Raw genomic sequence first — 6,188 nt, forward strand, 5'->3', positions numbered from 1 at the left:
GCAACTCCGGGATTTCCCGGGGGGCGCTTTACAAATTCAAAAATCTATATATGTTAAGGCCAACCCATGAGGATCAGCCCATGCGCATTTCCAGCATCTTTGTCGTGACCGGCCTTCTGGCCCCGCTGCTTGCCACCGCCGCCGTGGCCGAGACCCTGACCCTGGCCCCTGTGCCGATGACCGACTGGAAGGCCGTCTATGGCCGGATCGAGGCGCGTGACCGTATTCCCGCCCGTGCCCGTCTGGGCGGCACGCTGGTGGAATTGGCGGTTTCAGAGGGCGATGTTGTGGCCGCGGGCCGACCGCTTGCCCGGATCGTCGATGAAAAGCTGACCTTCCAGCTTGTCGCGCTGGAATCGCAAAAGGCCGCGACGCAGGCCCAACTGGCCAATGCCGAAGCCGATCTGAAGCGCGGGGAAGAGCTGAAAAAGCAGGGCGTCACCACCGAACAGCGGCTGGATGCCCTGCGGACGCAGGTTGACGTGCTGCGCGGGCAGCTTTCGGCGCTTTCGGCGCAGGCAGATGTCATCGGGCAGCAGCAGACAGAAGGCGCCGTGCTGGCGCCGGTGGGCGGGCGTGTGCTGGATGTGCCGGTGGCCAAGGGCGCGGTGGTGATGCCGGGTGAAACCGTGGCGACGCTGGGCGGCGGCGGTACTTTCCTGCGGCTGGCCGTGCCGGAACGCCATGCCACCGCGCTGGACGAAGGCGCCACGATCCGCATCGAGGGTGCCGAGGGTGCGGCCGAGGGGCGTCTGGTCAAGGTCTATCCGCTGATCGAAGCGGGCCGCGTCATCGCTGATGTGGAAGTTGCGGACCTGTCCGACCGCTTTGTCGATGCGCGCGTGCTGGTGCGTTTGCCGACGGGGAGCCATCCGGCGCTGATGGTGCCGCAAACCGCGATCCTGACCCGCAATGGCCTTGATTTCGTGGCGATCGAGGGGGCCGATGGCCCGTCGCTGCAGCTGGTCGTGCCCGGTCAGACCGTGGAGCAGGAGGGCAAGCCGATGGTCGAGATTCTGACCGGCCTTGCCGCGGGCGACCGCATCCTGACCCAAGCCCCGACCGATCAGGGGGCAAGCCATGACTGACACGCCGACGCAAAAGCTGGGTCTGGCGGGGCGGCTGACCAAGGCCTTTATCGGATCGTCGCTGACGCCGTTGTTCATTCTGGCGGCGCTGGCTGCCGGGTGTGTGGCGCTGATTTCCCTGCCGCGCGAGGAAGAGCCGCAGATCTCTGTCCCCATGGTCGATATCCATGTGCAGGCGCCGGGGCTGAAGGCCGAAGATGCCGTGAAGCTGGTGACCGAACCGCTTGAGGTGCTGGTCAAGGGCATCAACGATGTCGAACATGTCTATTCGCAGACGCGCGATGACTACACGCTGGTCATGGCGCGCTTCGAGGTGGGCACCCGGTCGGAAGATGCGGTGCTGCGCGTGCATGACAAGCTGCGCGCCAATATGGACCGCATCCCCGTGGGCGTGCCGGAACCGCTGGTGGTGGGGCGCGGCATTGATGATGTGGCGATCCTGACGCTGACCCTGTCGGGCCAGCCGGGGGCCGAGGTGACGGCCGCCGATCTGACCCGCGTGGCCCGCAGCCTGCAGGCCGAGGTGACCAAGACCGAGGATGTGGGCCTGACCTATCTGGTCGGTCAGGCGACCGAGGCGATCCGCATCGAACCCGACCCAGACCGGCTTGCCCTTTATGGGGTCACGCTGCAGGCACTGGCAGGCAAGGTGCAGCAGGCCAACCGCACGCTGAACGCGGGCAAGCTGCGCGATTCGGGCGAAGAGGTCGATCTTGTGGCGGGGGAAACCCTGACCGCCCCGGCCGAGGTGGCGAACCTGCTGCTGACCACCCGCGACGGTCGCCCGGTCTATGTCTCGGACGTGGCGAATGTGGGCTTTGTGCCCGATACCTCGGATCATGTCGTGTCGATGCTGACGCGGGATGACCAAGGCACCGTCACCCGCACCCCTGCCGTGACGCTGGCGATTGCCAAGCGCGCGGGCGCCAATGCGGTGGTGGTGGCTGAAGATGTGCTGCACCGCGTGGAAAGCCTGAAGGGCCGCCTGATCCCCGACAACATGGCCCTGACCGTGACGCGCGACTATGGCGAAACGGCCAATGAAAAGGCCAATGAGCTGCTGTTCCACCTGGGCCTTGCGACGGTGTCGATCATCGGGCTGGTGCTGTTGTCGATTGGCTGGCGGGAAAGCATCGTGGTGGCCATCGTCATTCCGGTGACGATCCTTCTTACGCTGTTTGCCGCTTGGGTCATGGGTTACACGCTGAACCGGGTCAGCCTGTTCGCGCTGATCTTCTCGATCGGGATTCTGGTCGATGATGCCATCGTGGTGATCGAAAACATCGCCCGCCACTGGGCCATGCGCGACGGACGCGACCGGGTGCGCGCCGCCATTGATGCGGTGTCCGAGGTGGGCAACCCCACCATCGTCGCCACGCTGACGGTGGTGGCGGCCCTGCTGCCTATGCTGTTCGTGAGCGGCCTGATGGGCCCCTACATGTCGCCCATCCCGGCCAATGCCAGTGCGGCGATGATCTTTTCCTTCTTTGTGGCGGTGATGATCACCCCCTGGCTGATGATCAAGATCGCAGGCAATGCGCCGTTGCATGGCCATGGCGATGGGCATGGGGCTGGAGCAGGTGGGGGCAGCTGGCTGGAGCGCAGTTATGCCGCCGTGGCGCGGCCCATTCTGGCTTCGCGGCGCCGCAGCCTGACCTTCCTGCTGGTGACGGCGGTTCTGTCCTTCGGCTCGCTCGGGCTGCTTTATACCCGCGACGTGACGGTCAAGCTGCTGCCCTTCGACAACAAGTCGGAACTGTCGGTGATGATCGACATGCCCGAGGGTGCTTCGACCGAGGCGACGGATCGGGTGGCGCAAGCGGTGGGGCGCGTCGTGATGGACCTGCCCGAAGCGGTGGCCGTGCAGACACATGCCGGAACCTCGGCCCCATTCAACTTCAACGGTCTGGTGCGCCATTACTATCTGCGCAACGAACCGCAACTAGGCGAGGTGGCGATCAACCTGACCCCGAAGAGCGACCGTGACCGCACGAGCCATGACATTGCGCTGGACCTGCGGCAGCGGCTGCAGGCGCTGCCCCTGCCCGAAGGCACCAGCCTGAAAGTGGTGGAACCCCCGCCCGGCCCCCCGGTGATGGCGACCCTGCTGGCCGAGATCTATGGCCCCGATGCCGACGGCCGCCGTGCCGCCGCCGCGCAGGTCGAGGCCGCCTTCCGGCAGGTGCCCTTCATCGTCGATGTGGACAACAGCTTTGGCACGCGGGCCCGGCGTATCCGCACCACGATTTCGACCGATGATCTCGATTTCTTCGGGGTGCAGGAGCAGGATGTGTTCGACACCATCGCCTTGCTGAACGCCGGTCAGACGGTGGGCTATTCGCATCGGGGCGACGGCCGCTATCCGTTGCCCATCGTGCTGGATCGGCCGAAGGGCGACCGCGTGCTTGATGAACGTGCGCTGACCACGCCGATCCCGGCCAATGTGCAGCCCGGCGCCCGCGGGGTGGTCGAGCTGGGGGATGTGGTGAAGGTCGGCGAAGAACGCGCGTCCTTCCCGATCTTCCGCCACAATGGCCGCTATGCGGAAATGGTGACGGCCGATCTTGCAGGCGATTTTGAAGCGCCGCTGTACGGGATGCTGGCCGTGGGTGACGTGCTGGCGGATCAGCCGGGGGCGCCGCAAATCGCGCTGCATGGCCAGCCTGCAGATGAAAGCGTGCTGACCCTGCTGTGGGATGGTGAATGGGAAGTAACCTGGGTCACCTTCCGCGACATGGGGGCTGCTTTCGGTGTGGCGCTGCTGGGGATCTATATCCTCGTGGTGGCGCAGTTCGGGTCGTTCAAGCTGCCGCTGGTGATCCTCACGCCCATTCCGCTGACCTTCCTTGGGATCATGCTGGGCCATTGGCTGTTTGGGGCGCCGTTCTCGGCCACGTCCATGATTGGCTTCATCGCCTTGGCGGGGATCATCGTCCGCAACTCGATCCTGCTTGTCGATTTCATCCGGCACGAAGGCGATGTGCAGGTCGAAACGCTGATCCGCGCCGGGATGATCCGCTTCAAGCCGATCCTGCTGACGGCAGTGGCCGCGATGATCGGTGCCGTGGTGATCCTGGCCGACCCGATCTTCCAGGGCCTCGCCATCTCGCTTCTGTTCGGGCTGATGACCTCGACCCTGCTGACGGTGCTGGTGATCCCGGCAATCTACCGGGTGTTCCGCACCTGACGACCGGAAGGCGACCCGGGGCATGCCGCCCCGGGCCGACATGCAACCCGCCCCGCCGCGAAGAGGAGCGCGAACGGGCGCAAGAGGAGACGGATGATGGCGCATGTTGTTGTGTTGGGCGCGGGTCTGGGTGGGGCCATCATGGCCTATGAGCTGCGTGACCAGCTTCGCAAGGAAGACCGGATCACCGTGGTCACCAAGGACCCGCAGTATCATTTCGTGCCCTCGAACCCCTGGATCGCCGTGGGCTGGCGCGACCGCGAAGAGATCAGCATTGATCTGGCCCCGACCATGGCGCGCAAGGATATCGACTTCATCCCCGTGGCCGCCGAACGTCTGCACCCCGAGGAAAACCGCGTCGAACTGGTGGATGGCCGGTCGGTCAGCTATGACTATCTGGTCATCGCAACTGGCCCGGAACTCGCCTTTGATGAAATCGAGGGCTTTGGTCCGCACGGCGGCCATACCCAGTCGGTCTGCCATATCGACCATGCCGAACAGGCCAAGGCCGTCTTCGACAAGCTGGTACAGAACCCCGGCCCGGTGATCATTGGCGCGGCGCAGGGCGCAAGCTGCTTTGGCCCGGCCTATGAATTTCTCTTCATCCTCGAAACCGCATTGCGGCGGGCCAAGGTGCGCGACCGCGTGCCCATGACCTTTGTCACCTCGGAACCCTATATCGGGCATCTGGGCCTCGACGGGGTGGGCGACACCAAGGGGCTGCTCGAATCCGAGATGCGGTCGAAGACGATCAAATGGATGACCTCGACCCGCGTGAAGCGCGTGGAACCGGGCAAGATGTTCGTGGAAGAGATCAACGACGACGGCAGCGTGAAGGCCGAACGGGAATTGCCCTTCGCCTTTTCCATGATGCTGCCCGCCTTCCGTGGCATAAAGGCCGTCTCGGGGATCGAAGGGCTGAGCAACCCGCGCGGCTTTACTATTGTCGATCACCACCAGCAGAACCCGAAATACCGCAATGTCTTTGCCGTGGGGGTCTGCGTGGCCATTCCGCCACTGGCGCCGACGCCCGTGCCCTGCGGTGTGCCGAAGACCGGGTTCATGATCGAAAGCATGGTGTCGGCGACGGCGCATAACATCGGCAACCTCGTCCGCGGGAAAGAGCCGGATCGCGTCGGCACCTGGAACGCGGTCTGTCTGGCTGATTTCGGCGACAGCGGTGTGGCCTTCGTGGCGCAACCCCAGATCCCGCCGCGCAACGTGAACTGGTCCTCGTCGGGCAAGTGGGTGCATCTCGCCAAGATCGGGTTCGAAAAATACTTCCTCCGCAAGCTCAAGGCCGGGACCAGCGAACCCTTTTATGAAAGCCTCGCGCTCAAGGTGCTGGGCATCGACAAGCTGAAAGAGACCACCAAGGGCTGAGACCCTGACCCCGCCATCGGCCGGGGCAGGGCGCCCCGGTCTTTCAAAGAAAGGATGACCCCATGACCCTCGATCGTTCCGTGATGCTCTTTGCCGGCTGCATGGTGCTGCTCAGCGTGGTGCTGACGACCTTCGTCTCGCCGCTGTTCATCTGGTTCACCGTCTTCATCGGCCTGAACCTGATCCAATCCTCGTTCACCGGGATCTGCCCCGCCGCGACGGTCTTCAAGATGCTGGGAATCAGGGAAGGCTGCGCCTTCAAATGATTCTGGCCTGACAGGCGAGCGAGGACCCGGCTTTTGCCGGGTCTTTGTGTTTGGTGGCCCGAGATCCCGATTCCCGCCCCGATTCCGGCGGTGATTCCGGTTCCCCCCGTTTTTCGGCGGTGATTCTTGGTTGATTCTGGGGAGTTGGGTGTTTTGTGTTGTGGATAAGTGTTGGTTTGTGGGTTTGTGTTGTGGGGATTTTTTGGTCGGGATGCCAATGAAACAAGGGGTGTGCGACGGTTGTGTGAAGAAAGTTGGTGTTGG

General features: G+C 64.0%; 5 protein-coding genes. 4 read left to right on the top strand and 1 reads right to left on the bottom strand.

Annotated features, from left to right (window positions below):
* Positions 1-80: 80 nt before the first annotated feature.
* The 4 genes from IE101_RS06995 (at position 81) to IE101_RS07010 (ending at position 5,924) form a co-directional block, all read left to right on the top strand.
* Entirely contained in the window at positions 81-1,088 is a 1,008-nt protein-coding gene (locus tag IE101_RS06995; RefSeq protein WP_189633096.1) for an efflux RND transporter periplasmic adaptor subunit, read from the top strand.
* On the top strand, positions 1,081-4,275 hold the full coding sequence (locus tag IE101_RS07000) for an efflux RND transporter permease subunit (RefSeq protein WP_189633097.1): 3,195 nt from the start codon (positions 1,081-1,083) through the stop codon (positions 4,273-4,275). Before IE101_RS06995 ends, IE101_RS07000 begins: the two co-directional genes overlap by 8 nt.
* A 96-nt stretch (positions 4,276-4,371) precedes the next feature.
* Entirely contained in the window at positions 4,372-5,658 is a 1,287-nt protein-coding gene (locus IE101_RS07005) for an NAD(P)/FAD-dependent oxidoreductase (protein WP_189633098.1), read from the top strand.
* Positions 5,659-5,720: 62 nt separating this feature from the next.
* Positions 5,721-5,924 (top strand): YgaP family membrane protein, encoded by a 204-nt coding sequence (locus tag IE101_RS07010; RefSeq protein WP_189633099.1) that lies wholly within the window; start codon positions 5,721-5,723, stop codon positions 5,922-5,924.
* On the opposite strand, the gene IE101_RS19740 is transcribed toward IE101_RS07010, so the two are convergent.
* Positions 5,917-6,188 (bottom strand): hypothetical protein (locus IE101_RS19740; protein WP_229804049.1); only part of this gene is annotated, 272 nt, incomplete at its 5' end. The two genes, IE101_RS07010 and IE101_RS19740, sit on opposite strands and share 8 nt — an antisense overlap.

The organism is Gemmobacter lanyuensis, assembly GCF_014652355.1.
In the GTDB taxonomy this organism is placed as follows: domain Bacteria; phylum Pseudomonadota; class Alphaproteobacteria; order Rhodobacterales; family Rhodobacteraceae; genus Gemmobacter; species Gemmobacter lanyuensis.

What these genes read in the sequence shown, in the direction of transcription:
- IE101_RS06995 (WP_189633096.1), top strand. Translation starts at nt 81, where the DNA reads ATGCGCATTTCCAGCATCTTTGTCGTGACCGGCCTTCTGGCCCCGCTG.
- IE101_RS07000 (WP_189633097.1), top strand. Translation starts at nt 1,081, where the DNA reads ATGACTGACACGCCGACGCAAAAGCTGGGTCTGGCGGGGCGGCTGACC.
- IE101_RS07005 (WP_189633098.1), top strand. Translation starts at nt 4,372, where the DNA reads ATGGCGCATGTTGTTGTGTTGGGCGCGGGTCTGGGTGGGGCCATCATG.
- IE101_RS07010 (WP_189633099.1), top strand. Translation starts at nt 5,721, where the DNA reads ATGACCCTCGATCGTTCCGTGATGCTCTTTGCCGGCTGCATGGTGCTG.